Origin of the sequence: Salmonella sp. SJTUF15570, assembly GCF_043357055.1 — a bacterium.
GTDB lineage: Bacteria > Pseudomonadota > Gammaproteobacteria > Enterobacterales > Enterobacteriaceae > Salmonella > Salmonella enterica.
In genome coordinates, this window is record NZ_JBEUKJ010000003.1 from 242,654 (window position 1) to 269,113 (window position 26,460).

At 50.9% G+C, this 26,460-nt stretch carries 21 protein-coding genes; 10 read left to right on the plus strand and 11 right to left on the minus strand.

Annotation, left to right across the window (positions count from 1 at the left end):
* Nucleotides 1-49: 49 nt before the first annotated feature.
* Entirely contained in the window at nt 50-1,216 is a 1,167-nt protein-coding gene (locus tag ABVN44_RS07475) for an MFS transporter (protein WP_001111176.1), read from the plus strand.
* Here ABVN44_RS07475 and iolI1 read toward each other — a convergent pair.
* The 5 genes from iolI1 to reiD all read right to left on the minus strand — a co-directional run bounded on the left by iolI1 (nt 1,213) and on the right by reiD (nt 6,520).
* Nucleotides 1,213-2,046 (minus strand): 2-keto-myo-inositol isomerase IolI1, encoded by an 834-nt coding sequence (gene iolI1 / locus ABVN44_RS07480; protein WP_000976927.1) that lies wholly within the window; start codon nt 2,044-2,046, stop codon nt 1,213-1,215. The two genes, ABVN44_RS07475 and iolI1, sit on opposite strands and share 4 nt — an antisense overlap.
* Nucleotides 2,047-3,390 (minus strand): lysosomal glucosyl ceramidase-like type III secretion effector SrfJ, encoded by a 1,344-nt coding sequence (srfJ, locus tag ABVN44_RS07485; protein ID WP_023232261.1) that lies wholly within the window; start codon nt 3,388-3,390, stop codon nt 2,047-2,049.
* Between the two features lie 96 nt (nt 3,391-3,486).
* The gene (gene iolG1 / locus ABVN44_RS07490) at nt 3,487-4,497 is read right to left on the minus strand and encodes an inositol 2-dehydrogenase IolG1 (protein ID WP_000172704.1); all 1,011 of its coding nucleotides are present in this window, start codon (nt 4,495-4,497) and stop codon (nt 3,487-3,489) included.
* Between the two features lie 18 nt (nt 4,498-4,515).
* A complete protein-coding gene (gene iolE / locus ABVN44_RS07495) occupies nt 4,516-5,436 on the minus strand; it encodes a myo-inosose-2 dehydratase (RefSeq protein ID WP_012601329.1) in 921 nt (306 codons plus the stop codon).
* Between the two features lie 259 nt (nt 5,437-5,695).
* Nucleotides 5,696-6,520 (minus strand): myo-inositol utilization transcriptional regulator ReiD, encoded by an 825-nt coding sequence (gene reiD, locus ABVN44_RS07500; RefSeq protein WP_000332219.1) that lies wholly within the window; start codon nt 6,518-6,520, stop codon nt 5,696-5,698.
* 122 nt (nt 6,521-6,642) lie between these two features.
* Here reiD and ABVN44_RS07505 point away from each other — a divergent pair, with 122 nt between their 5' ends.
* From ABVN44_RS07505 to iolB, 3 genes are read left to right on the plus strand one after another with little or no spacing between them, the layout of a single operon-like run.
* Nucleotides 6,643-6,945, plus strand: coding sequence for a hypothetical protein (locus ABVN44_RS07505; RefSeq protein ID WP_071786851.1), 303 nt, complete (start codon nt 6,643-6,645; stop codon nt 6,943-6,945).
* A gap of 15 nt (nt 6,946-6,960) precedes the next feature.
* On the plus strand, nt 6,961-8,466 hold the full coding sequence (iolA, locus tag ABVN44_RS07510) for a malonate-semialdehyde dehydrogenase IolA (protein WP_000450729.1): 1,506 nt from the start codon (nt 6,961-6,963) through the stop codon (nt 8,464-8,466).
* A gap of 24 nt (nt 8,467-8,490) precedes the next feature.
* A complete protein-coding gene (gene iolB / locus ABVN44_RS07515; RefSeq protein ID WP_000002010.1) occupies nt 8,491-9,300 on the plus strand; it encodes a 5-deoxy-glucuronate isomerase in 810 nt (269 codons plus the stop codon).
* A 352-nt stretch (nt 9,301-9,652) separates the two neighbouring features.
* Here the strand turns inward: iolB and iolT2 are convergent, their stop codons facing one another.
* On the minus strand, nt 9,653-11,089 hold the full coding sequence (gene iolT2, locus ABVN44_RS07520; RefSeq protein WP_000083108.1) for a myo-inositol import MFS transporter IolT2: 1,437 nt from the start codon (nt 11,087-11,089) through the stop codon (nt 9,653-9,655).
* A 36-nt stretch (nt 11,090-11,125) separates the two neighbouring features.
* On the opposite strand from iolT2, the gene ABVN44_RS07525 reads away from it, so the two are divergent.
* The gene (locus ABVN44_RS07525; protein ID WP_017465835.1) at nt 11,126-11,320 is read left to right on the plus strand and encodes a hypothetical protein; all 195 of its coding nucleotides are present in this window, start codon (nt 11,126-11,128) and stop codon (nt 11,318-11,320) included.
* 227 nt (nt 11,321-11,547) lie between these two features.
* On the plus strand, nt 11,548-12,981 hold the full coding sequence (gene iolT1, locus ABVN44_RS07530) for a myo-inositol import MFS transporter IolT1 (protein ID WP_000107709.1): 1,434 nt from the start codon (nt 11,548-11,550) through the stop codon (nt 12,979-12,981).
* A gap of 50 nt (nt 12,982-13,031) precedes the next feature.
* On the opposite strand, the gene iolR is transcribed toward iolT1, so the two are convergent.
* Nucleotides 13,032-13,865, minus strand: a complete 834-nt coding sequence (gene iolR, locus ABVN44_RS07535) for a myo-inositol utilization transcriptional regulator IolR (RefSeq protein ID WP_000033840.1) — start codon at nt 13,863-13,865, stop codon at nt 13,032-13,034.
* Between the two features lie 490 nt (nt 13,866-14,355).
* The gene (mpl, locus tag ABVN44_RS07540; RefSeq protein ID WP_001219833.1) at nt 14,356-15,735 is read right to left on the minus strand and encodes a UDP-N-acetylmuramate:L-alanyl-gamma-D-glutamyl-meso-diaminopimelate ligase; all 1,380 of its coding nucleotides are present in this window, start codon (nt 15,733-15,735) and stop codon (nt 14,356-14,358) included.
* A gap of 174 nt (nt 15,736-15,909) precedes the next feature.
* On the opposite strand from mpl, the gene fbp reads away from it, so the two are divergent.
* The 4 genes from fbp to ABVN44_RS07560 all read left to right on the plus strand — a co-directional run bounded on the left by fbp (nt 15,910) and on the right by ABVN44_RS07560 (nt 20,443).
* On the plus strand, nt 15,910-16,908 hold the full coding sequence (gene fbp, locus ABVN44_RS07545) for a class 1 fructose-bisphosphatase (protein ID WP_000853764.1): 999 nt from the start codon (nt 15,910-15,912) through the stop codon (nt 16,906-16,908).
* 226 nt (nt 16,909-17,134) lie between these two features.
* Nucleotides 17,135-17,665 carry an inorganic diphosphatase gene (ppa, locus tag ABVN44_RS07550; protein ID WP_000055079.1) on the plus strand — a complete coding sequence of 177 codons (531 nt, stop codon included), beginning with the start codon at nt 17,135-17,137 and terminating at the stop codon, nt 17,663-17,665.
* Nucleotides 17,666-18,074: 409 nt separating this feature from the next.
* On the plus strand, nt 18,075-19,238 hold the full coding sequence (locus tag ABVN44_RS07555) for a metallo-dependent hydrolase (protein ID WP_023138836.1): 1,164 nt from the start codon (nt 18,075-18,077) through the stop codon (nt 19,236-19,238).
* Nucleotides 19,235-20,443 (plus strand): MFS transporter, encoded by a 1,209-nt coding sequence (locus ABVN44_RS07560; RefSeq protein ID WP_000203131.1) that lies wholly within the window; start codon nt 19,235-19,237, stop codon nt 20,441-20,443. The genes ABVN44_RS07555 and ABVN44_RS07560 overlap by 4 nt, the downstream gene beginning before the upstream one ends.
* 54 nt (nt 20,444-20,497) lie before the next feature.
* On the opposite strand, the gene ABVN44_RS07565 is transcribed toward ABVN44_RS07560, so the two are convergent.
* Genes ABVN44_RS07565 through tamA form a run of 3 tightly spaced genes read right to left on the minus strand, consistent with a single transcriptional unit; the run spans nt 20,498 to nt 26,354 of the window.
* Nucleotides 20,498-20,842: a gamma-glutamylcyclotransferase gene (locus ABVN44_RS07565; protein WP_001219167.1), complete on the minus strand. Its 345-nt coding sequence runs from the start codon at nt 20,840-20,842 to the stop codon at nt 20,498-20,500.
* Nucleotides 20,843-20,844: 2 nt separating this feature from the next.
* The gene (tamB, locus tag ABVN44_RS07570) at nt 20,845-24,624 is read right to left on the minus strand and encodes an autotransporter assembly complex protein TamB (RefSeq protein WP_023232262.1); all 3,780 of its coding nucleotides are present in this window, start codon (nt 24,622-24,624) and stop codon (nt 20,845-20,847) included.
* Nucleotides 24,621-26,354 (minus strand): autotransporter assembly complex protein TamA, encoded by a 1,734-nt coding sequence (gene tamA / locus ABVN44_RS07575; protein ID WP_023232263.1) that lies wholly within the window; start codon nt 26,352-26,354, stop codon nt 24,621-24,623. Before tamA ends, tamB begins: the two co-directional genes overlap by 4 nt.
* Between the last annotated feature and the right edge of the window lie 106 nt (nt 26,355-26,460).

Here is a 26,460-nt window from a genome sequence, read left to right on the forward strand (position 1 = left end):
TCACGCCCCGTGTCTGCATCGGACAAGGGGCGTGTTCAAGGACGATTCCATGCCAGCTCTCACACAACATTCCACATCGATCACGCTGTTTCGCATCAGCGCCGCGATGTTTCTCAACTATCTGACTATTGGCATCCCGTTAGTCATGCTGCCGCTGTACGTTCAGCAGCAGTTGCATCTGAGCGATCTGTTGATCGGTATCGCGGTAGGCAGCCAATTTATCGCCACCTTGCTTACCCGGGGCGCCGCGGGTCGAAAAGCCGACACGTCAGGCGGACGTCGGACGGTTATCACCGGTCAGTTCTACTGCGCCGCATCAGGTCTGCTGATGCTGGTCAGTCTAATCGCTCACCCGGTTCCGCTGCTCGCATGGGCCATAATGATTGTTGGTCGTGTGCTGCTGGGCATCGGTGAAAGTTTCATTTTGACCGGTAATTTAACCTGGGGGATGTGGCTGGCGGGCTCGACCCACGCGGGTCAGGTTATTTCCTGGAACGGCATGGCGACCTACGGTGCGCTGGCTATCGGCGCGCCGCTGGGGCTGTCGCTTTACGCCAGGGCCGGCCTGGCGCTTCCGGCGCTCCTCGTCGTGCTGTTGCCGATCATCGCCAGTGGAGTCATCTATGGCATTCCGGGGAATATCCCAACAGCCCGTCCCCGCGTGCCAGTGCTACGGGTAGTCGGCCTGGTGTGGCGGCCCGGAACAGGGCTTGTGCTCCAGGGCATTGGTTTTGCCACCCTAAGCGCGTTTACCGCCCTCTGGTTCAACGAGCGTCACTGGGATAACACCGGTTTTGCGATGACGCTGTTTGGCATTGCGTTTATCGCTGTCCGCTTTTTCTGCGCCAAATTTCCCGACCGTTACGGCGGCGCCACGGTCGCAACCTTTTCACTACTGGTAGAGGGGACCGGACTGGCGGTAATGTGGGCCGCTCCGTCAGCAGGCGCTGCGCTGATTGGCGCGGCGATTACCGGCTGCGGCTGTTCGCTGATGTTCCCATCGCTGGGCGTAGAGGTTGTGCGCAGAGTGCCACCGGAGATTCGTGGTACGGCCCTCGGCGTCTGGTCAGCGTTTCAGGATCTGGCCTACGGATTTACCGGACCAATAGCGGGCCTGCTGACGCCGTTTATCGGCTATCAGCAGGTCTTTCTTCTGGCCGCGGCCTGCGCGCTGCTGGGCGCGGCGGTTGTCCATCTCCTGCTGCGGCAACATTAAGCTGTTAAGAAGGGGCGAGTCTTTTCCGCCCCTATCGCAAAGACTTCGCTGGCAGCCATCTGCCAGTAGCCAGGGTTAAACAGTTCCAGCGAACAGATCCCCTCATAGCCCTTCTGCACTAGCTCATGCGTGATCTCATGCAGTGGGATCACGCCGTTGCCAGGAAACAGACGATGGCAATGCTCCAGCGTTGCCAGCGGCAGATTATCGGCGTCATCAATATGGTAAACGAAGATCTTTTCCACAGGGATCTGGCGAAGCGTGGTCAGATCCCGCCATTGATCGTGCAGGTAAAGATTAAAGGCATCGACGACCAGCCCGACGTTACTGCGATCGACCGCATCTACGATCTCCATCGCCATGGCAAGACTGCGCACACAGCATCCTGCGGAACCGATCGGCTCAAAGGCCAGCCGCATCTGGCTTTCTTCCGCCACTGCCGCCATCTCGCGCAGACGCTTCACTGAATCTTTCACCGTTTCCCCTGGCGGAAAATTTCCCCCCTGACGAATGGTGGGCACCACAACCAGACAATCACCCCCCACCACTGAGCCAGCATGGCAGGCGAAAGCCAACTGCCGCCGTTTCTCCGCCCAGCTTTCGCTATCACAAAACGTAATGTCTTCCAGCGAATTGTAGCCCCAGGGCTTAAGGTGGCCGACGGCAAAAATGTCTGCCAGCTCGCTTAACGTATGTTTCTGTAACCACTCCTGCAACATATCCAGACGGATTTCGATGTAGTCATAGCCAAAACGTTCCGCCAACACAACATCCTGTGCCAGCGTGGAGTTTCGCATACAGGTCGCTTCATTAAATCCCAGCTTCATCATTCAGATCGACTCCTGCCGCCATAGCAACGTACTGGCGCCTGACGGCGGCAGCGTTAACGCGATCTCTTTATCGCCATCCAGCACCCGGCAACGCCTTTCCTGGACATCGCGGTTATACACCACCAGCACACGCTCGCCGTCGGGATTCACAAATCCCACCTCTTCCAGAAGATTATCGTAACTTGAAGAAAGCATGACCCTCGCCCCCGGACGCACATAGCGGCAGAAGTGGCCAATACCATACCAGGAGTGGTTACGCCGCAGCACGTCGTTTTGCGCATCGTATTGAATGGGCGCTTCACACAGATTACCCTGATGATTCGGCCCGCCCTCACTGTTCAGCAGCAGATTCCAGTCGATAAACCCGCTACAACCCGATTTGAAATTACCAATCATGTCATGGAGATAGGTATGCCAGTGGCGAATCTGGCTACCGGCATCGCTCTCCATTGGCACACAGCCTTCGGAAAACAGGAGTTTTTTATCCGGCAGGCACTGGGCCAGATACTGTATTTGCGAAAAATGGTCGCCGGTATACCAGTGGAATGCCAGCCCGTTAATTCCCTTATAATTAGCTTCGTCAGCAAAGGCGAGTTCAGCCCAGTCCACCAGGCCATCTTTATCGTGATCCCAGATATAGATCTCCATCTCATCCATACCCTGCCGGGCGAGGCGCGGACGCAGATACTGCACGGCAAAGGCTGTCTCCTCTTCCACGCTATACAGACAGGAGTCCCAGGTTTTTACCGCCACCGGCTCATTCTGCACGGAGAGCGCCTGCACATTAATGCCGTGGCGGCGGTATTCCAGCAGGTAGTTGATAATGATATCGGCCCAGTCGGCGTAGCATTCGCGCCGCAGCTTGCCGCCACCGTTCATATCGTTATTAGTTTTCATAAACGCCGGCGGACTCCACGGCGAAGCCATCAGCTTCATGTGTGGATTTAACCGCAACGCCCCGGAAATCAGCGGTATTAAATGCGCTTCATCGCGGGAAAAGGAGAGCCGTCCCTGCTGCAGGTCAGCGCTGGAATCGACATACGCGTAATTGCCCAGGGAAAAATCACAGCTCTGAATTGGCATCCGCGCCAGAGTGTAATTATGTTCCTGAGCAGAAAAATAAAGGGAAAGAAATTGCGCCTTCGTCTTTTCGCTCATGCTGTTGAATACCACGCCCGCACCTTCGGTAAAGCTGCCGCCGAATCCGTCAATCTGCTGTAACGTGTGGCGCGGTAAGACGCTGATTAATTCACTGCAATCACGCTGACGATACGAAAAAGAGACCGCACGCTCAACAAGGAATTGCTGACGATACGGATCGGAAGAGATGAGTCTGCCTTTCATAGGGAAGTTCCGGATAAAAGAAGATAATAAATTGTGATATGCCGGATAGGACGCTTAAGCATCGCTATCCGGCAGGAGTTTTAATACGCGGAAGGTTTATTTGTAGAAATCAGGTTTTGAGGGTAATTCAACAATCTCGGTATTCCCTGTTTCCTGAGACTTCACGCAGGCATCAGCGGTAACCGCAGCCAGATAACCATCCCATGACGTTGGGCCTGCCGGCGGCAATCCTGCGTTCAGACGATCGAAGAAATCCTGGAACTCAATGTCGTAGGCATCAATAAAGCGCTGTTTCCAGTCAACCAGGATGTCGGTGCTATACTTCGCCGCTTTCCGTACCGCGGCGCTGGCGACGGTTGGCAGCTCCGCCATTCCTTTCTCGCCGGTAACATCGCAGTGAATGTCGTAGCCATACTGGCAGTTCACAAACACTTCAACCACAATATTGATGCCGGAGGTGGTTTCCATTACAACCAGCTGCGGATCACGCAGAGTGGTCACCAGGCTGGACTGACGCGGGAAGTAAACCTTAACGGTTTTATAATCTTCGTTAAGCAGCCAGTGCATAACGTCAATTTCATGAATCAATGTTTCATAGATAGCCTGTGGCGTTTTGTATTCTGGCACCGTGCTGGCATTGTAATGACGTCCATGAACCATTAATGGCTGACCGATTTCGCCGCTGTCGATAATATTTTTCAGCTGAACGTAACCTTTGTCGTAGCGGCGCATAAAACCAATCTGCACCATGCGCTTACCATTTTTCTGCTCTGCTTCAATCACACGCTGACAATCCGCAGCCGTCACCGCTAGCGGTTTTTCACAGAAAACATATTTGTTAGCATTTAGCGCGGCAACGGCTACATCGGCGTGCGCCTCATTTGATGCGGTAATGATGACCACTTCAACGTCTTTATCATTAATCAGATCGTGATAGTCATTATAATCTTTGGCTTCGATCGCATACTTATCCAGCGCCGCCTGCGCCCTACCCGCGACGATATCACATACGGCAACAACCTCTACACCCGACACGGTGTTGGCCAGACGTCTTAAGTGATCGGAGCCGATCATGCCGATACCTACAATACCTGCTTTTAAAGTCATTTTCTGTTTCCTTTTCAATTAAAGATAATTTTTCAGTAACTCATCAATATGCTTTTTACCTTTTTGCGCATATTCCAATGGGTTATATTTCTTAGGATCCTGCTCGGCCTCAACAACAATCCAGCCAGAATATTGATGCCCGACCAGATAAGCTAATACGGATTTAAAATCAATATTTCCATCGCCGGGGACGGTAAACACACCATCAAGGAAAGAATTGAGGAATGATTTCTTCGCGAGGCGACATGCTTTGAGTTTTTCATTACGCACATCTTTAAAATGAACGTGTTTAATACGATCAAAATGTTTACTCAGTAGCGGCATGACATCGCCGTCAGAAACATATATATGCCCGGTATCAAACAGCAGATGTACAAATTGCGGATCGGTATTCTCCATGAGTCGATCCACTTCTGGCAGAGTCTGCACACCGGTGCCCATATGATGATGGAAAGCGAGCTTCAGCCCGTGCGCATTGGCAATCTTCCCAAGCGCATTAAGTCCTTCGCATAAAAGCTGCCATTCGCTGTCGCTGAAGTTAGGCTTCTCTGTATAAACGCACTTATCGATAATACCTTGAATACTATAAGTTTGTTCAGAAACAACGGCGACATATGCATGTATTGCCTGCAAATAAGCACAATGCTGTTCAAAAGCATTCATCGCAGATGCAATACCGTCGCGAATAATAAAGGAAGAAAACCACTGGCCTGGTATTTCCAGTCCGCGAAGCATTAACTCTTTATTTAACTCAGCAGGATCCTGCGGATAACAACCGCCAACTTCCGTCCCGGAAAAACCGGTGAGCGCGGCATCACTAAGTATTTGTTTATATGTATTTTCTTTACCAATCTCAGGAATATCATCATTGCGCCAACCGATAGGCGCAATCCCCAACTTAATGCTCTTTTTTACATTGTACATGTTGCTGGCTCCCACTTAATGAAACGCTTTTACTGCATACCGCGATGCAAATTAACCTTTGATGGACAACATATTACTTTTTGTAGCCTGAAAAACTTTATCTATCCTGGTTGAAGAAGTGGGATAAATGCGTCAGGTATCACAAAAAAATCATCACTCTTTAATGATATTGCCAGACTTTTCGCGCTATAGATAAACGCATAAAATATACCGACAAATAAAAAATGGCCGCAGTATTGCGACCATTCTCATGACGATTAAATTTTAGCAAGCATTAATATTCAAATAATAAATAATTAGCTTTACGATAGTCCTTGCGATATTGACCGGGCGTTTTCCCTACTTTATTTTTGAAGTAATTCTGAAAATGACTAAGGTTGCTAAAGCCAACACGATAAGCAATAGAGGTGATCTTTTCGCGCCCGCCTTCATCCGTGGTTAGTAACGATTGCGCCTCCCCCAGCCTACGTTTTATCAGGTAATCCATCGGTGAATAACCATAGCGGCGTTTAAATTCATGGGAAACATAATAAGGACTGACATTAAATTTCGTCGCCAGCGTATCCAGCCGAATTGGCTCATAGAAATTGCGATCAATATAGGATTTTATTGAATCAAGTAAATTTTCATGGCGCTGTATGGCATCGTTACCTGTGCGCAATAAGACATTTCCCTCAATGTATTTGAGTACTACCTGGGTCAATAGCTGCGCCATTGCTGGCCCTTCTACCGCATGCTGATTAATAACGGTAAACACGGAGCTCATCAGTTTTTCCACCGTCGCATAATGGTGATACAGTGGAATAACCGGCACAATATCATCCGGTATTAGCGCATTCTCACGTAGACCCGGACACGAAATATTGTTAATCCCACAACAAATAGTGCCAATTGGCCGCCCGCTTTCCAGATACTCATCATGCACTACCTGGCTGTTATAAATGACCAGGTCGCCTTTACGAACCGGGTAGATGCGATCGCCAATGAAATACTCTCCGTCTCCTTCGGTGATAAGAATCAGTTCAACGGTCTGTGGGTGCATATGCATGAACCGGACAAACGGACCATTGCTCTCACTGACCTGACTCACATACGCCAACTGGGGCTGAGCCTTATTCTCTCGTTCTGAAGGACAGAAGCACAAGCGCATGATTTACCCTCCAATATCCGAAACTGTGGTGCCGAAACACCCCTGAAATTTGAATTTTTATACCACACCAAATGAAACAAAAATGCTATATAGATCATAATTTTTTCCAAATCTTTCCTCGTCACAACAGACAACCATTGATATCACACCAAATAAAAACAATAAAAATCAATAATTTAATTAGATTTTTGATTTCTTACTGCACATACCCTCGTATAAAAATCAGTCGTCAAATTTTCAAAATAAAATTTCATAAAAATAAATTTGAAATTTTTAATCCTAAAATTTACATTGAATACGGTATGCGTTTTAGGCTGAAGATAACCAGGCTTTCCTGTGACCGCTCAGTCAGAACGTCGTCAACATCGGTTTAAGAGGATAAAAAAGAGATGGAAACAGTCGGCAATTTTATTCATGGTAAAACGACACTGAGCAGCAGCGGCGAGACGCTACCGGTGACTAATCCGGCCACCGGTAAAGTAATTCGTCAGGTCACCCAGAGCACCCGAGAGGAGATGCTGGCGGCAATTCAAAGCGCACATGAGGCTTTTCCGGCATGGAGTAAAATGACTCCGCTACGCCGGGCACGTATCCTTTTTGAATTCAAAGTATTACTGGAAAAGCATCGGGACGAACTGGCGGCGCTGATCGTCAGCGAGCATGGCAAGGTCTGGTCAGATGCGCTTGGCGAACTGACGCGCGGCATAGAGGTTGTCGAATTTGCCTGCGGGATCCCGCACCTCAGCAAAGGAGAGTACTCCTTTAACGTCGGCTCAGGCGTTGACAGCTTTTCATTAATGCAGCCGCTTGGGGTTGTGGCAGGCATCACACCGTTTAACTTCCCGGCAATGGTGCCTATGTGGATGTTCCCGGTTGCTCTGGCTTGCGGCAATACCTTCGTCCTGAAGCCGCCCGCACTGGTGCCGTCCGCATCGTTACGTATGGCGCAGCTTCTGCAGGAGGCTGGCCTGCCGGACGGCGTGTTTAACGTTGTTCACTGTGGCAATGAGGCGGCTAGCCTGTTGACCAGCGACCCTCGCGTACAGGCCGTCAGCTTTGTCGGTTCCTCCGCCGTCGCGGAACATATCTATACCACCGCCAGCGCCCATGGCAAACGTGTACAGGCCTTCGGGGCCGCCAAAAATCACGCAATCGTCATGCCGGATGCAGATCTGGACGCCACCGTCAACGCCATTATGGGCGGAGCATTTGGTTCCGCGGGCGAACGCTGTATGGCGCTGCCGGTAGTGGTCGCGGTGGGCGATGAAACGGCGGACCGTCTGATCGAACGCCTGAAACCGCTGATTGCGGCGCTACGTATCGGCCCGGGAGAGCTGCGCGGCAAAGATGAAAATGAAATGGGCCCGGTTGTTTCACGTGCTCATCAACAGAAAGTGTTGGGTTACATCGACAAAGGAGTTAGCGAGGGAGCAACTCTGGTCATGGATGGCCGCAACTATAGCGTGGCGGGATATCCTGAAGGCTTTTATGTCGGCGGCACTCTGTTTGATAACGTCACGCCTGAGATGACCATCTGGCGTGAAGAAATTTTTGGCCCGGTTCTCGGAATTGTGCGCGTCCCGGATTATGCCACCGCCATTAGCACGGTAAACTCCCATGAATTCGGCAACGGCAGCGTGATTTTCACCACCAACGGTCACTATGCGCGCGAATTCGCCCAGTCGGTTGAAGCCGGGATGGTCGGTATTAATATTCCAGTTCCGGTTCCGATGGCATTTCACTCTTTTGGCGGCTGGAAGCGCTCGGTGTTTGGCGCCCTGAACGTCCATGGGCCGGATGGCGTGCGCTTCTATACCCGGATGAAAACCGTTACCTCGCGTTGGCCGAACGGACAGCAGATCGTATCGGAGTTCAGTATGCCGACTCTCGGTTAATACGCTTTCAGGAAGGAGAAGATTATGGCCAACTTGCTGAGTACCTGTACCTCTGAGTCGGGAAATATCCAACACATTTCCCCTCAAAATGCAGGCTGGGAGTATGTCGGTTTTGATGTCTGGCAGTTGAAGGCTGGAGAGTCGATAACCCTGCCGTCCGATGAGCGTGAACGCTGTCTGGTGCTGGTTGCCGGACTGGCCAGCGTTAAGGCCGCCGACAGTTTTTTCTATCGGATTGGTCAGCGCATGAGTCCGTTTGAACGCATTCCGGCTTATTCGGTTTACCTCCCCCATCATACGGAGGCGAAAGTGACAGCCGAAACCGACCTTGAGCTGGCCGTATGCAGCGCGCCGGGATTCGGAGAGCTTCCGGTACGTCTGATCTCGCCACAAGAGGTCGGGGTAGAGCATCGGGGAAAAGGGCGCAATCAGCGCCTGGTGCATAACATCCTTCCTGATAGCCAGCTCGCCGACAGCCTGCTAGTCGTTGAAGTGTACACTAATGAAGGCGATACCAGCTCCTGGCCCGCGCACAAGCACGATACGGCAGTTGAAGGCCAGGAGACCTATCTGGAAGAGACGTACTATCACCGTTTCAATCCACCTCAGGGATTCTGCTTACAGCGCGTCTACACCGACGATCGCAGCCTGGATGAATGTATGGCGGTCTATAACCGGGATGTAGTGAAAGTACCTAAGGGCTACCACCCGGTTGCCACCATCGCGGGTTACGATAACTACTATCTGAACGTGATGGCCGGCCCGCTACGAAAATGGCGTTTCACCTGGGAAGAGAACCACGCGTGGATTAACTCACCAGACTACCCGCGATAACACTTCGTTGAGTGGTACTTTGCCAGCCGTCCTCTGCGGCTGGCTTTTTTATTCAACTCTGCGCCACACACGCTCATAAGATCGCTATCCACCTTCTCTTAAATTATTTCCCTGTTTTGTATATAGCGTATTTACGGCACGGCCCCCACCAGGAATACGCAATAAAATAATGATGCAGAAGAAGACTTACCCTATTTGCCGATATTATTATGGATCAATTAGTTACGTAGAGGTGGTAAACACTGGGGAGGTTTCAACAGGGTATATCCTGTGCGCACTCGCTGGAGGGAGTAAAGGTTGTGTAACCAGCGGAGAATATCTCTGGATATTCTCCGCTAATATTGGAGAGGTATCAGGCTATTACATCGCGACGTTTCCCCTGAATTTCACGCAGCTTGTTCTCGGCCAGCCGTTCAATTTCTGTTAGCGGCACCCCTTTTGTTTCCGGCACATAACGAGAAATAAAGACATAGCAGACCAAATTAAAGACGACAAAAATCCACATCGAGAAAGCGCCGCCGAAGGTCTCCTGCAGCCAGGCGTTATCATTTATGACCGGGAACAACAGTGAGATGAGGAAGTTGGCTATCCACATCAGGCTCACCGCCAGCCCCATCCCAAAACCTTTTATCTTTTCAGGGAAAACCTCAGAAATCAGTACCCATGCGCCAACGCTCCAGCTGACGGCAAACAGCAGCATAAAAAACAGGATGCCAAAGATGGTAATGTAGCCTGTATCGTGGGTGTACAAACCGTATGACGCGATCAACAGGCCGACAATTGAGCCGATGGTACCAATTTTCATAATCGGTATACGGCCATAGCGGTCGAACAGGATCATGCCGATAAAACTGCCCACCACATTACATACCGCGATAAAAATGGTCTGGAACATAACCACTTCGGTACTGCTGTTCTGCAACACCAGCGGCGCATAATAGTTCATTACGTTAACGCCTGTGAACTGTTGCAAAACGGCGATACAGCATCCAACCAACAGAATATAGCGGAGCACCGGCGAGCTTTTCAGGTTGGTGCGTTCTCCCCCGGCGACGTTGTCCTGTGGACGTACGGTTTCTTTCATGCTGTCAAAAATAGCGGCCACATCTGTGGCCGTTAATCCACTGTAGATCCGGGTAAGCACCTTTATCGAACGAGCTTCGCTGCGGTTGTTACGGGCGCACCATGCCGGTGATTCGGGTAGGAAAAGCGTAATCGCTAACATCGCAATGGAGGGTACCACTTGGGCAAAAAGCATAGTCTTCCAGCCCTGGGAAACCAGCACATCAGCAGGCATTCCTTTTGCTATCAGATAGTTGACTATAAACACGATAACCTGGCCAGATACCACGGAGATATTGTAAATGCCCAGCGCTTTGCCGCGAATTTCAGCAGGCGCCAGTTCAGACATATACATGGTGGATGCCGTTCCGGCCATCCCAACCGCAAAACCACACACAATGCGGGAAAGGGAGAAGATCATGAACGATTCACTCATCGCCGCCCCTAAGGAAGAAGCGATAAAAATGATCGCAATGATCAGAAGCGCAGGTTTACGCCCCAGTTTATCGGCAATTTTTCCACCGACCAGCGCGCCGATGATACAACCAATCACGATACTGGAAACGGCCCATCCGGTCTCGGTTGGCGTCAGTTGGTAATACTGCTGTAAAGGCAATACCACCCCGGTAATCACCGCCGTTGAATAACCAAACATCAATCCAGCCAGCGCCGCAATACAACACAGGACGTACACATAGGCCGAATTGTACTTACTTCTCTGAGACATAATCCCTCCCTTGCCTGTTGAGGAAACAACACACCAATGAAATTTTTCATTTTATTTTTGCATTCATTAGAAGAAAAATTCCATGCAAAAGATCACGAAATGGAGATATTCCAGGAAAGAACAAAAAGTACGGCCCCTGACAAATTGAGTTCAGGCATTGTCGCGAAAGCAATAAAATCAAGTAACTTCAGCAAGATAGAGGAGAGCACTGCGCAAAACGCAGCATCTTAACGATAAAAAACGCCAGGATTATGAAATTCGAAATGTGATACCCATAACAAAACATAAGTTTCATTATTGATCATTTTGAAATTAAAACATAGGTTGTGAAACGAGAGTTCTCAATAGCTATAAGATCGTCGGCAGAGCTACGGCAATGACCGACATAAGATGAATTTGTCTATTTGTTCACTAAATTCAAACAGATAGATGAAGTTTATTCTGGAGATAATCTACCTATGTCCACATCAGATAGTTGTTATAATACGGGTTACATATTACGCATCTGCGCGATTGCCGCACTGGGCGGAATATTATTTGGCTACGATACTGCTGTTATTTCAGGTGCGATTGGTTCACTGACCAGCTACTTTCATCTATCTCCTGCTGAGACCGGCTGGGCGGTTTCCTGCGTTGTGGTGGGGTGCGTTATTGGTTCGTTTAGCGCCGGATATTTATCCAAACGTTTTGGACGCAAGAAATCATTGATGGTTTCAGCGCTGTTATTCACTATTTCCGCAGTGGGCACCTCCCTCTCCTACACGTTCACCCATTTTGTGATTTATCGCATTATCGGTGGACTGGCAGTCGGCCTGGCGGCAACAGTATCACCGATGTATATGTCTGAAGTCTCACCGAAAAACATGCGCGGCAGAGCATTAAGTATGCAGCAGTTCGCTATCGTTTTCGGTCAGATTCTGATCTTCTACGTTAACTACAAAATAGCATCGATTGCAGCGGATACCTGGCTCATTGAACTTGGCTGGCGCTATATGTTTGCTGCGGGTATTATTCCCTGCATTTTGTTCTGTATTTTAGTCTTTTTAATCCCGGAATCTCCCCGCTGGATGATGATGATTGGTCGCGAGGAGGAGACGCTAAAAATACTGACCAAAATATCCAACGAAGAACATGCCAGACATCTTCTTGCCGATATAAAAACCTCACTGCAAAATGACCAACTAAACGCCCATCAAAAACTCAATTACCGCGACGGGAACGTGCGTTTCATCCTGATCCTGGGCTGCATGATCGCTATGCTGCAACAGGTAACAGGGGTTAACGTCATGATGTATTACGCGCCAATCGTCCTTAAGGATGTGACCGGTAGCGCCCAGGAGGCCCTGTTCCAGACAATCTGGATCGGCGTGATTCAGCTTATCGGTTCCATTATTGGCGCAATGATTATGGATAAGATGGGGCGTTTGTCGCTGATGCGTAAAGGCACTATTGGCAGCATCATCGGCTTGTTGCTCACTTCATGGGCGCTGTACAGCCAGGCAACCGGTTATTTCGCGCTATTCGGTATGCTGTTCTTTATGATTTTCTACGCGCTTTCCTGGGGCGTGGGCGCATGGGTGCTTATTTCTGAAATATTCCCTAACCGGATGAGGTCGCAGGGAATGAGTATTTCGGTCGGATTTATGTGGATGGCAAACTTTTTAGTTTCGCAATTCTTCCCGATGATTAATGAAAACCCGTATTTACTTTCGCATTTCCACGGCGCATTTCCAATGTGGATATTTGCCATCTGCTGCATCTTCAGTTACTTCTTTATCTGCCGTTACCTGCCGGAAACAAAAGGCATTTCGCTGGAGAAAATGGAGAGCGTAGTGTTAGCAAAACGCAGAAAAAAACTGCAGCCAATTCAAACCGAACGTTATTCTGATTAAGTTTCACCACAATGCCGATGATCGCTAAATACGATCATCGGCTTGTTTTTTTACTCCGTCGCCAGCGCCAGTGAAACCGCTAACGTTTGCGCCAGACACATGGACGCGACCTGAGAACGGAAACCATCGACCTGCGCTTCACGTACCACAAAACAGACTTCACTGAACGCTGCCAGCGGGCTGACCTGGCTATCGGTTATCGCAATATGGTGCGCACCGCGTTTCGCGCCAAGCTCGACTAATTCCACCACTTCCTGCGCGTAAGGCGAGTAGCTGATGGCAATAACGACATCGTCGGGGCTGACCATACTTAGCTGTTCAGAGAACATTCCGCCAATACCGTCAATTAAAAATGCCCGTCTCTCCAGATGACGCAATGCGTAGGTTAAATAACTGGCCACGCTAAACGAACGACGTAATCCAATCACATAAATATTGTCGGCTTTCGCTAACAGATTGACCGCCGCATCCAACTGCTCATTTTTAATCTGCACCGGTAATTGTTGTAATACCTGTGCATTCACCATTGAAAATAGCTTCAGAATTTCACCCGGCTTTTCCGGGGTAGGTTCCCCTTCATCCGCATTTTTCTGTCTGAACAGACGCGCCCGCTCGGTATAGCTTACTGTTTCCTCCATCAGGTGCTGGCGAAATACCTGTTTCATTTCATTAAATCCGCTAAAACCAAACGCATTAGCAAAACGAATCAGTGTCGAAGGGGGAACATCGGCATGTTGCGCGATGGAAGCGACCGTGTCAAAAGCAACGCTATTACTGTTATCCAGAATATACTGAGCAACTTGTTTAAGACGTTTGCTAAGGCTGTCATAGCGACTGCGGATATCATCCTGCAGTAAGGAAAGTTGAGTTTGATGTTTAGACATGCATGATACTCTAATAGAACGAAAATTTCGTAAATAACCATATTAGCACAAATGAACTGAACATACAGTTAACAACATTCAAATTGCGCTGTGGTTACCTTCAGTACAGAATTTGCTGGCGGGCTGGGTTCTGAGCAATCTGAATCTGACCGCATAAATGCGACAGGATCAGCATTGTTATGACTGGACGATGCCCGCAGCCAGGCGGCATCGCAAACGTTGAAAGGCAGAAGATGACGTTTATAAATCACGAAACCTTCATCTGTTATTGCGAACTGGCTCTTTTCGTCCCGCATACGGCAACCGGCGGAACACTCTTAGTGTATTACACTGATTACTTTAAGGATATGCGTCTACTCTTTTTCAATACTGAGCGGCAAATGATTTTTCAGTATTGCTTTAACGTCTCCCGGCGAGCGGAATGCGCTTTCGATGGCAAGATGCCCCATATAAAACAGCCAGCCACAAGGCTGGCTGACCGCATAGTCATTTAATACGCTGTTACGTTCTGAGCTTTTTTCGCCAGCCCATCCAGCAATTTCTGATGGATGCCGCCGAAACCGCCGTTGCTCATCACCAGGATGTGATCGCCAGGCTGTGCGGTTTTCACCACCATTTCCGCCAGCGTATCGACATCGCCACTCCAGTGAGCAGGCTGTACGCAGGCTTCAGCGACTTCCGCCACTTGCCACGGAATATGCGGCGGCTGCAGCAGGAACACTTCATCCGCACGCCCTAACGACGGTGCCAGGTCATCCTTGCATAACCCCATCTTCATCGTGTTAGAACGCGGCTCCAGCACTGCGATAATGCGCGCGGTGCCGCCCACTTTACCGCGCAGCGCCGCCAGCGTGGCCAGAATTGCCGTCGGGTGGTGAGCAAAATCGTCATACACCGTCACGCCGTTCGCTTCGCCGCGTAGCTCCAGACGGCGGCGGGCGTTAATAAATGACCCCAGCGCGCTGGCCGCTTCTGCGGGCGCGACGCCCACGTGGCGCGCGGCGGCAATCGCCATCAGACCGTTGTGCATGTTATGTTCGCCGACCAGGCCCCATTTCACATCGCCGACTTTTTCGCCGTCCAGCCACACTTCCCACTCGGAAGCATCCGTAGTCAGCTTCTTCGCCTGCCAGTGTCCCTGCTCGCCCACCAGCTCCTGCTCGCTCCAGCAGCCCAGCGCCATGGTCTGTTTCAGGTTGATGTCGTTTTCCGGCCAGATGATGCGCCCCTGCCCCGGCACGATGCGCACCAGATGGTGGAACTGCTTCTGGATCGCTTTCAGATCGTCGAAGATGTCGGCATGATCAAACTCAAGGTTGTTGAGGATCAGCGTCCGCGGGCAGTAATGTACAAATTTAGAACGTTTATCAAAGAACGCGCAGTCGTACTCATCCGCTTCGATAACAAAGAATGGGCTCTCGCCCAGGCGAGCGGAAACTTCAAAGTTACCCGGTACGCCGCCGATCACGAAGCCCGGTTTGTACCCGCACGCTTCCAGTATCCAGGTCGCCATACCTGCGGTCGTGGTTTTACCGTGGGTACCGGCGACCGCCAGTACCCAGCGATCGCGCAACACAAAGTCGTGCAGCCACTGTGGACCAGACATAAAGGGAATGTTTTTTTCCAGCACCGCTTCCACGCACGGATTCCCGCGCGTCATCGCATTGCCGATAATCACCAGATCCGGCTGCGGATCGAGCTGGCTGGCGTCATAACCCTGGATCAGATCAATGCCTTGCTTCTCAAGTAAGGTACTCATCGGCGGATACACATTGGCGTCCGAACCCGTTACTTCATGACCAAGCGAGCGAGCCAGCATCGCCAGCCCCCCCATGAAAGTGCCACAAATTCCCAAAATATGAATGCGCATACGTCACTATCCTTTTTTTATCTGCGAGCCATTTTACGCACATGTCTGGCAAGTGAGAAACGCATTTCAGGTAAATCTGTACTTTGCTGGCGCGATTCACCTGAGCGCATCATCTGAAATGTTTGTTAAGATTGTTACGGTCGCTTTACTCCAATCAATTGCAGGGAAAGTGTTATGAAAACGTTAGGTGAATTTATTGTCGAAAAGCAGCACGAGTTCTCTCAGGCTACCGGTGAGCTCACTGCTTTGCTGTCGGCAATAAAATTGGGCGCCAAGATCATCCACCGCGATATCAACAAGGCCGGTCTGGTTGATATCCTGGGTGCCAGCGGTGCTGAGAACGTACAGGGCGAGGTTCAGCAGAAACTCGATCTGTTCGCGAACGAGAAACTGAAAGCTGCACTAAAAGCGCGCGATATTGTAGCGGGCATCGCATCGGAAGAAGAGGACGAAATTGTCGTCTTTGAAGGCTGCGAACACGCGAAATATGTGGTGCTGATGGACCCTCTGGATGGCTCTTCTAACATCGACGTTAACGTCTCTGTCGGTACGATTTTCTCGATTTATCGCCGCGTGACGCCCGTCGGCACGCCGGTCACCGAAGAAGATTTCCTGCAACCCGGCAACAAACAGGTCGCTGCGGGATATGTCGTGTATGGCTCGTCCACCATGCTGGTTTACACCACCGGCTGCGGCGTACACGCTTTCACCTACGATCCGTCGTTGGGCGTGTTCTGTCTGTGCCAGGAACGTATGCGTTTCCCGGAAAAGGGTAAAACTTACTCCATTAACGAAGGCAACTACATTAAATTCCCGAATGGCGTGAAGAAGTACATCAAATTCTGCCAGGAAGAGGATAGTTCAACAAGTCGCCCTTATACCTCACGTTACATTGGCTCTCTGGTGGCCGATTTCCATCGCAACCTGCTGAAAGGCGGCATCTATCTCTACCCCAGCACCGCCAGCCATCCGCAGGGAAAACTGCGTCTGCTGTATGAGTGCAACCCGATGGCGTTCCTCGCAGAACAGGCCGGCGGCAAAGCAAGCGATGGTAAAGAACGTATTCTGGATATCATTCCGGAAAGCCTGCACCAGCGCCGCTCGTTCTTCGTCGGCAACCGCCATATGGTTGACGATGTGGAACGCTTTATCCGCGAATACCCGGACGCGTAATCTTTACCACCATGCGGAATAACGCATGAAGCCGCCATTGGGCAATAAGATGTCCGATGGCGGCGTTGCCTTATCAGGCCCGTGATTTTTTCGGTTCTTAACCTTTGTCGTTTATGCTCCGCAACGACGCGCCAGATGAGGCGGAAACGAAAACAAGCGAAGACTTTCGGCGTGAGTTGGCTATAATACTCGCCACTTGTTTGTCATAAATTCAAAGGAAACAGACATGAGCTTACTCAACGTCCCGGCGGGTAAAGAACTGCCGGAAGATATCTACGTCGTTATCGAGATCCCGGCTAACGCAGATCCGATCAAATACGAAGTTGACAAAGAGAGCGGCGCGCTGTTCGTTGACCGCTTCATGTCCACCGCGATGTTCTATCCGTGCAACTACGGTTACATCAACCATACCCTGTCTCTGGACGGCGACCCGGTAGACGTTCTGGTCCCGACGCCGTACCCGCTGCAGCCAGGCGCCGTCATCCGTTGCCGTCCGGTTGGCGTACTGAAAATGACCGACGAATCCGGTGAAGATGCGAAACTGGTTGCCGTACCGCACACCAAACTGAGCAAAGAGTACGATCACATTAAAGATGTGAACGATCTGCCGGAACTGCTGAAAGCGCAGATCACTCATTTCTTCGAGCATTATAAAGATCTCGAAAAAGGCAAATGGGTGAAAGTTGACGGTTGGGACAACGCCGAAGCGGCTAAAGCGGAAATCGTTGCCTCCTTCGAGCGCGCAGCGAAGAAATAAGTTCGCTTTTACATAAGCGTCAAGATAAAGGCTCTCATAGTAATGAGGGCCTTTTTATTGGCTAATGAATAGAACACAATTTTTATCATTATTAGTTTAACATTCACGGAATGAATAAGACTTTACCTTATTTTTTATTAAAAAGGGTTGAATACGCTCACATTTTCTCTAAAAAGCTTAAGATAATAATTGTTTTGTGAATGCCCGCAGACTCCTCTGGACTTACGCCCTAAATATTAGCAAGCGCCAAATTCTTATTTAGTGCATAGGCCCGATTACCTTTTTAATAAGGTATCCTAAGCTCTCCCTACCAATAACCGTATTTTTAATCCAACATAATATCCGCTCAAAACACACTTTTTAATATATTTTTAAGGGCTGCCATAATTATTTACTATTTTAAGAGATTATGATGAAAAATGATATATTAATTACCGGTGGACATATCATCGATCCCGCTCGTAATATTAATGAGATTAACAATTTACGCATCATTAACGATATTATCGTTGATGCCGATAAATATCCTGTAACTTCGGAGACCCGGATTATCCATGCCGACGGTATGATCGTCACTCCCGGTCTTATCGATTATCACGCGCATGTTTTTTATGACGCGACGGAAGGCGGCGTCAGGCCTGATATGTACATGCCGCCGAATGGCGTCACCACCGTCGTGGATGCAGGTTCTGCCGGTACGGCAAACTTTGATGCCTTCTACCGAACGGTGATTTGCGCCAGCAAAGTTCGAATCAAAGCGTTTCTGACCGTGTCGCCGCCGGGCCAAACCTGGTCACAAGAAAATTATGATCCTGACAATATTGATGAAAATAAGATCCACGCGCTGTTTCGCCAGTATCGCAACGTTCTTCAGGGATTAAAACTCAAGGTTCAGACTGAGGACATTGCTGAATATGGCTTAAAACCGCTGACTGAATCCCTTCGTATTGCCAACGATTTAAAGTGTCCCGTGGCAATACACTCGACTCATCCCATCGTTCCCATGAAAGAACTTGTCTCCTTGCTACGCCGCGGCGATATTATCGCTCATGCGTTTCACGGCAAAGGTAGCACCATTCTTACTGATGAAGGCGCTGTCTTAGCCGAAGTCCGTCAGGCAAGGGAAAGAGGCGTTATATTTGATGCCGCCAATGGTCGCAGCCATTTTTCAATGAACACGGCACGCCGGGCCATCGCCAATGGCTTTCTTCCGGATATCATCAGTAGCGATCTCTCAACCATCACTAAACTCGCCTGGCCTGTTTACGCCTTACCATGGATTTTATCGAAATATTTAGCACTCGGCGTCGCGCTTACCGATGTCATTAACGCCTGTACCCATACCCCAGCAGTTTTATTGGGCATGGCAGCAGAAATTGGTACGCTGGCCCCTGGGGCATTTGCCGATATCGCCATCTTTAAATTAAAAAACAGGCATGTTGAATTTGCCGATATTCATGGTGAAACGCTCACAGGGACGCATGTGCTGGTACCACAAATGACCATAAAATCCGGTGAGATATTATTTCGTCAAATTGATTTTGGCGCGCGGCCAAACGGAGTTGAAAAATGACCTCAATGCAAAAATGGCTACGGATCGGCGCGACATTAATGTTCGGCCTTTTTGTTGCTTATCTTGACCGTTCTAATCTTTCCGTTACGTTACCTACGATTACACACGACCTGAATATTGATGGCGCAACGGCCAGCATTGTATTAACCATATTTCTTATTGGCTATGCCTTTTCAAATATTTTTGGCGGCGTATTTACCCAGCGATACGATCCGAAAAAAATAGTCATTCTGATGGTGCTAATCTGGTCGATTGCGACCGTTTTTGTCGGATTTACCTCGTCAGTGTACGTTATTTTGATTTGTCGGCTGGTGCTTGGCATTACCGAAGGCATTTATTGGCCGCAGCAGTCCCGCTTCGCCAGCGACTGGTTTTCAGACAAAGAACGGACGCAGGCGAACAGTATTATCCAGTATTATGGACAGTTCCTGGCATTAGGCCTGGGATTTATGATTTTGTCCCCGCTGGATGCTGCCTTCGGTTGGCGAAATGTTTTTATTATCACTGGTGTGATCGGCATTGTTGTTGTGGTTCCACTTTATATAACAATGCTGAAAAAACAGGAAGAAGCGCCTTATTATCGTGCGCCGGCGCCAACAGAGAAAACTAAACTTACTCTGGAATCGCTGGGCGGAACCCCCTTCCTACTTCTTATTTTTACCTACATCACTCAAGGGATGTTGTTCTGGGGAATTACGTTATGGATACCCATGGTTGTCAATTCTCTCGGCTATACCGGATTCAGTAAAGCATTGGTCAGTTCTCTGCCTTATCTGACTGCGGTTATACTGGCAATCCCTATCTCATGGATCAGTGATAAAACACAAAAGCGTGTACTTATTGCTTCACTGGGCCTACTAATCCCCGGCGTGATGTTATTTCTCCTGCCATTTGTCGATGCGCCAGGCTTTAAAATCACGCTCATTACCCTGGCGATGGGTTATTATGCCGCCAGCTTTACCCCCAATATCTGGTCGATTATCCAGTCGAACGTTAAACCCCATGCGATTGGCCCAGCCTCCGGTATTATTAATGGCATCGGCGCCGGCGGCGGCGGTACGTTGGCAGGCCTTATGGTCGGCTATTTTTACCGGACAACCGGCAGCTACATGCAGGGATTTATGGTTCTCGGATGCATTGTTATCCTGGGCGGCGCGTCATTATTGATTTACGGCAGAATAAGAGCTCACCATGCCCGGCGCTAGCGCCATCAGCCAGAATGTAAAAAAACAACGCCACCCGAGGGTGGCGTGTTCAGTTCAGGGCTGGTTTCTGTCTAACCAGTCACCGCTTTCAATCAGAGTTAACCCATCAACAGGACGTTGATATACATACATCCATGCGCTGCCGTAAGGCGTCTGGATTAACTGGCGTGCGTATTCACCGCCCCTGGTGCGCAAAGCATCAAGTTCGGCCAGCGTGGCGTTATCAATTCGATAAACTTCACCGTATACCGCTCCGTTTCCCGGAACTGCGCCTGGATAGTGGCCCAGACTATACAACTGGTAGTTATCGATACGGTAATCGCCAAGCAATTGGGCATTGGTCATCCAGTGACTGTTGCCTTGTTTCTGTCGTAAACTGCCATAGACAAATATTCGCATTGCTAAAACTCAAACTGATAGAGCAAATCAAGTGCCTGATCTACGCCAGACACTGCTTCCAGATATAGCTTAGGCATCAGGCGATAACGTAACGTGAGCGTCGCCAGAGAGTCAAATATCCCTACACCATACTTCACCTGTAGACCCGGCAGTACATAGCCGCTGACCACAACCTGGGACGAATCGCCCACCCCTTGCGTGTCCAGCGCCAGATTACTTACACCGAATGTCTCTCCGATTTTACCCACAACCTGACCACTTTGCGCAACCCCCAGGCCAATAAGCATGGAAGTCATTGCTGCGCTATCACTCTGATTGCTGTCCAACCCCTGCCCACGCAGCAGATAAGAAAGCGCTTCAGCCTGCGGCATCGCCGGATCGGAGAAGATTTCCGCTTTGGGTTCATCAGCAGTGCCTGTGACGCGCACACCCGCAATGACATCGTCTTCGGTGGCGTCAGGGTTACGGATCGCTTCGATATTGAGCAGCGGCTGATCCGGCGGGCCGGAGAACAGCAGCTCGCCTTTACGGACAAGCAGGTCCTGGCCGTAGGCGCGGAATCGGCCGTCAGGAATATTGATTTGACCATTCAGCCCCAGCCCCTGCTTATCCTGCACGACTTTCAAATCGCCGGTCAAACGCGCTTTAAGCCCGAAGGCGTCGATACGCACGTTGTTGCCGACGTGAACCGTCAGATTACTGTTGATGGGAATAGACGCGGTCTGCGGCGTTTCTGGTTGCAGGTCATTATTGAGCATAACCACATCGCTGGAGACGCCAACCGCGCTCTCTGGCAGGTCGTGCACCACAATTCGCGCCCACGGAACGTCCACACGCCCATCCAACGTGAACAGCGAAGGCGTCGCGTCAAAGACCACATCCGGCGAGACATCCAGGCGCACCATCGGCGGAACGGTAATCCGCACCCGGCTGCCTTTCGCCGTCACCCGCGCGCGCCAGTTGTCAATCTGACTCCAGTCGGCGTTGCCGTTCAGGTTAATTTGCCCTTGTTGTGTTCGCACGATACCGGCGAGCGTCGAACGCGTCCCGCTAAAGTTCATGGTGAGCTGGCTCGGCTGCATCTCAAACGGCATAAAATTACCGTCAATATCCAGCGCGCTAAGCTGCAACTGACCAAACAACTGCGGGCTTTGTACATCGCCGCCCAGACGTAGCCTGGCGTTTAACATTCCCGCCGCTTTTTCTCCGCGCGAAAAGACAGGGTTGATCATCGCCAGATTGACATTGCGCATGTTGACGTTACCGCCGAGATTGCGCCGCCCCTGAGGATCGGTTACCTGCACCTGGCCATCGAATTGACCATTGTTCGTCAGGCGAATCAGCCATCCCAGCTCGGCGCGATTATTGTGCAGATCGGCGCTGAGGTTCAGCGTCTCAAACGCGACCGGTAACGGCGCGTCATTGACGGTCTGCGTGACCTTCACGTTACGACCGGAAAGCGTGACCTTCCCCTGCGGCAATCCCTCCTGGGTGGTGTCCCACGACACGTCCGCTTTCCCGCTAAAGATCCCACTGGCCTGAGTGGTATCAGGCATAAATGGCTTCAGCATCGCCAGATCAAAGCGGTTGAGATTGACCACCGCCCGTCCTGCGGCGCCCGCATCAATGGTTTGCGGGATGCACAGCTCGGCGTTCGGGTTCAGCCAACAATGCGGCCCGATACTGATTTTTTGTTCTTTATTACGGTAGTCCAGCACAATCGCGCGGGTCAACGACCATGGCCCCACTGGCGTCTGGAAACGGGTGTCGCTTAACGTCCCTTTCCAGCGCGCCGCCTCGCGATCAAAACTGCCTGTCAGGGAGAGTTGACCGGATACCGGTTCTCCCTGAACACGGAGCTGTAGCTGATGCTGCTTCTCGCTGCCTTTGGCGTCAAGCGTCACCAGATTGATGTTAACGTCGGGTTGCGAAATCCGCTCTACGCGAACGTTGAGATGGCCCGCTATCTGATCGGTGGATTTAATATCGCCCTCAATGCGCGCCTGGGCGACAGACAGCTCCTGCCAGCGCAAGCCGCGGGCGGTGATATCCGCCAACAGCTGCGGCGCTTCTACCGTACCGCGGACTTTAACGATTCCTTTTGCCATGCCGCCCAGTCCTGGCAGCGCATTATCCAGCCCCGGCGCATCGATGGCGGCGTCAAGATTCAGCTCCTTAACGCCAAGCTCGCCTTTTATATCGGCGCTGTTTGGGCCCAGCGCAAGGTGCAGCCCCGGGATCGTCCACTGCATGTAGCTGTTGCCCTTTAGCGTCCCGTTGACGTTAACGCTGTTCTGCTTCACATTGCCGGTCAGCTTGAGCTCCGGGACATCCATCTGCCAGGTGCCGCCGTAGAGGCTGCCTTTGGTTTTCATGACGCCGTTAAGCTTCGCGGGCCAGTCCGGGATCTCTTTAGCGGTATTGATGCCATTTAGCGTCAGTTCGCCACGCCAGCTAATCGCCTGCTGCCAGTCCACCAGCGCTTTCAGTTCGGTTTTTCCCTCCAGAGCGGCGATGGTAAGTTTATCGAGATTAATCTGCCGCTCATTCCCTTTAGCATCCAGCGTGATGGTCGCCGGCGGAATATCTTGTCCTTTCACGGCGGTTCGCATCGACAACGTATAGTCGGTCATCTTACCGCTCAGTTTGAGCTTCAGATCGTCAGCCTGAAACTGGGTATCACCCGTCAATGGCCAGGCAATGCGTTGGCTGACGACCTCAAGATTGAGCGGTAAACCGGCCTCCGCCAGCCGCGTCTGGGCGCGAAGCGCGACATCCATCGGCCCGGAAAGGTTCACCCCGACCTCCAGTTGTTCGCGTAACGCGCCGCCGACCTTGAGTTTTATCTTTTCACCCTTTAGCGGATCGATATTCAGCGTACTGTTGAGCGTAATATCAACCGGCCAGTTATTGGCGAGCTGCGCCGTACCAGAGGCTTTCACCGTGCCCTGGTTGGCGTCGATATCCAGAGTATCCAGCTTCATATTACCGTCGATACTGCTGACTTTAAGCAGCATCGTGCGCACCGTCAGATCGGTATCGCCGGTGATGCGTAGCTGCTCGCCGCGAAATGACTCGATATTCAGATTGAGCGGCAGGTGAACATCGGTCATCTCCGGCATTACCGGTTTTGCAAACAGATCTTTTAGCGTTTCGCCAAGCGGCTTTTCATCCGGTTGAGGTTTCTCGATTTTGGGTTCAACCACCTCTTCCTGCGCCACGTCAGCGACCTTCGGCAGAGCGATCAGCAGTCCCTGAAGCCGCGTCGGTTTCAGGGTCAGGTTTTTCTCCTGCCATGCCAGCCCGGAGGTAAAATCCAGCACCGAAACGGTAGTGTCATCAATCTTGATATTGATGTTATTCAACGCCACGCGCGACAACGTGATGGGCCAGGGGGTGGAGAGGTTCAGCGGTCCGCTTTCTTCCTCTTCTTGCGCCGGTTCGGAGGGTGGCATTTTTTTGCTGTCGATAGCGACATTAATGTCTTTTAGCGCCAGATCATTGACGCACAGGCTACTGCGCCACAGGCAATCAAGCCCGACGGCCAGATGAATTTCGCCCGCATTCACCGCAACGCCCGGCTGCTCATAGCGGATATTTTTTAACGATAAGTCCCGCCAGCCGCCGGTGACCTGCCCAATCTCCAGCCCCGGCACCCAGCGGTTCGCCGCACTGAATACCAGATGCAGCCCCGTCGTCGTCCCGACCAGAAACGCAACGCTCGCCAGTAACACCACAATGAAAATCAACACGCCGAGGCTTATTTTCTTCCATAAACTCATAATTCAGGCCCCAGACCGATATAAAACTGTAAACCGTGTTCGTCTTTGTCGCCGACCGGTACGGCAAAATCGAGTTTGATAGGCCCAACCGGTGACGCCCAGCGCACGCCGACCCCGGTCCCGGTTTTGAAATCGCTACGGCGAATATCACTCACCGCCTCGCCGCTATCGACAAACACTGCCCCCCACCATTTGCCGGTGACGTTATACTGGTACTCCAGCGATCCGGTTGCCAGTTTTGAGGCGCCTTTAAGATTGCCGTCGCTATCTTTAGGCGAAATAGATTTGTATTTATAGCCGCGAATACTGCGGTCGCCCCCGGCGAAGAAACGTAAATCCGGCGGAACTTTGTCGAAATCACCGGTTTCTATCCAGCCCAAATTGGCGCGCATCACAAAACGGTGGCGATCGTACAAAGTCCGAATCCAGACGTTTTGCGCCTGCAGCACGGAGAAATCCACGTCGGAGCCCCAGGCCGTATTCGAATAGTCTACTGAATAGCGCTGCGAATCGCCCCAGGTTGGCATCAGTCCCCCTCGCGAGCGGGTTCGGCTGATCATCACGCCCGGGTAGAACAGCATGGTGGTATTGGTGACGTTCCCCTGGGTAAAGTGGTCGAAACTCCAGCGCAGGTTAATCGCCCGCTGCCAACCACTGGAAAGGTCCCAGTAACGCGACACGGCAAGCGTGGTCGAGTCCTGCTCCGTATCATTCAAATCGGTACGTTTAAAACCGCCCTGTACCAGATAGTATTGCTCCAGCGGGTTTTTCAGCAGCGGCATTTTATAACTAAAATCCAGCACCTGTTCCGGCGCAGAAATACTGGTGCTGGTGGTCAGACTATGACCGTAAGAGTTCATCCACGGTTTTTTCCACGACGCTTTCACGCGCGGCCCGACGTCGGTGGAGTACCCCACCCCGGTTTCAATCGTATTTTCGGTTCGCGGCGATACCACGCCTTTTAACGGCAGAATTTTTGTTTTACGCGATTTCTCAAATTCCGGCGCCACCACGACAGAATTAAACCATCCGGTAGCGGAAAGTCGGCGGTTTAGTTCCGCCAAATCTTTCGATTCGTACTCATCGCCCTCTTTAAACGGCAACAGATTTTGTAAATATTCATCACGAATCTGCGAACCTTCGAAGGTGACAGGTCCGAAGCGATAGCGCTCACCGCTATCATAATCAATATCCCAAAACGCCTGATGGCGGCCCAGAGCAATTCCCAACTGACTTTTAACGAATTCACTGTCGAAATAGCCTTTACGTAGCGACACGCTGGTTAACGACTTTTTAAAATTGTCATAGTCTCCCTGGTTCAGCACCGTGCCGATTGCCGGACGCGTTTTCAGTAAGGCCAGATAATCTTTGTCCGTGCGCGCGCCGCCGCGTAAAATGACTTCTGTACCGCCAATCAACACCGGCTGGCCGGGCGTAACCCTGGCGATTAATACCTGCCGTCCTTTCGCAGGCGGTGGAAGCAAGTCGAATTTGATAGTGGGTTCGTAATAGCCTAACGCTTTAAGCCCTTCGCGAATCGCATCATCAACTCGGGCGCGAAAGCGCCGATCCGGCGTCACCTCATCGCTCTGAATCGTAGAGAGCTGTGCGCGAACGTTTTTTTCCAGCTCTCCGGATAGCCCTTCGACTTTCAGACGAACATTTGCGGCTACCGCAGAACTGCTCAGGCACAGTAAGCTAACCCAACATAACTGACGGATATATGGCACATTTTCTCCTGAATATCCCCTATTCCCACCCCTGGAAAAAATCACACTACCGCTCCGCGGCTTAACATAAAATCAACAATTTCGATTGAAAAGCAGACGACTGCCC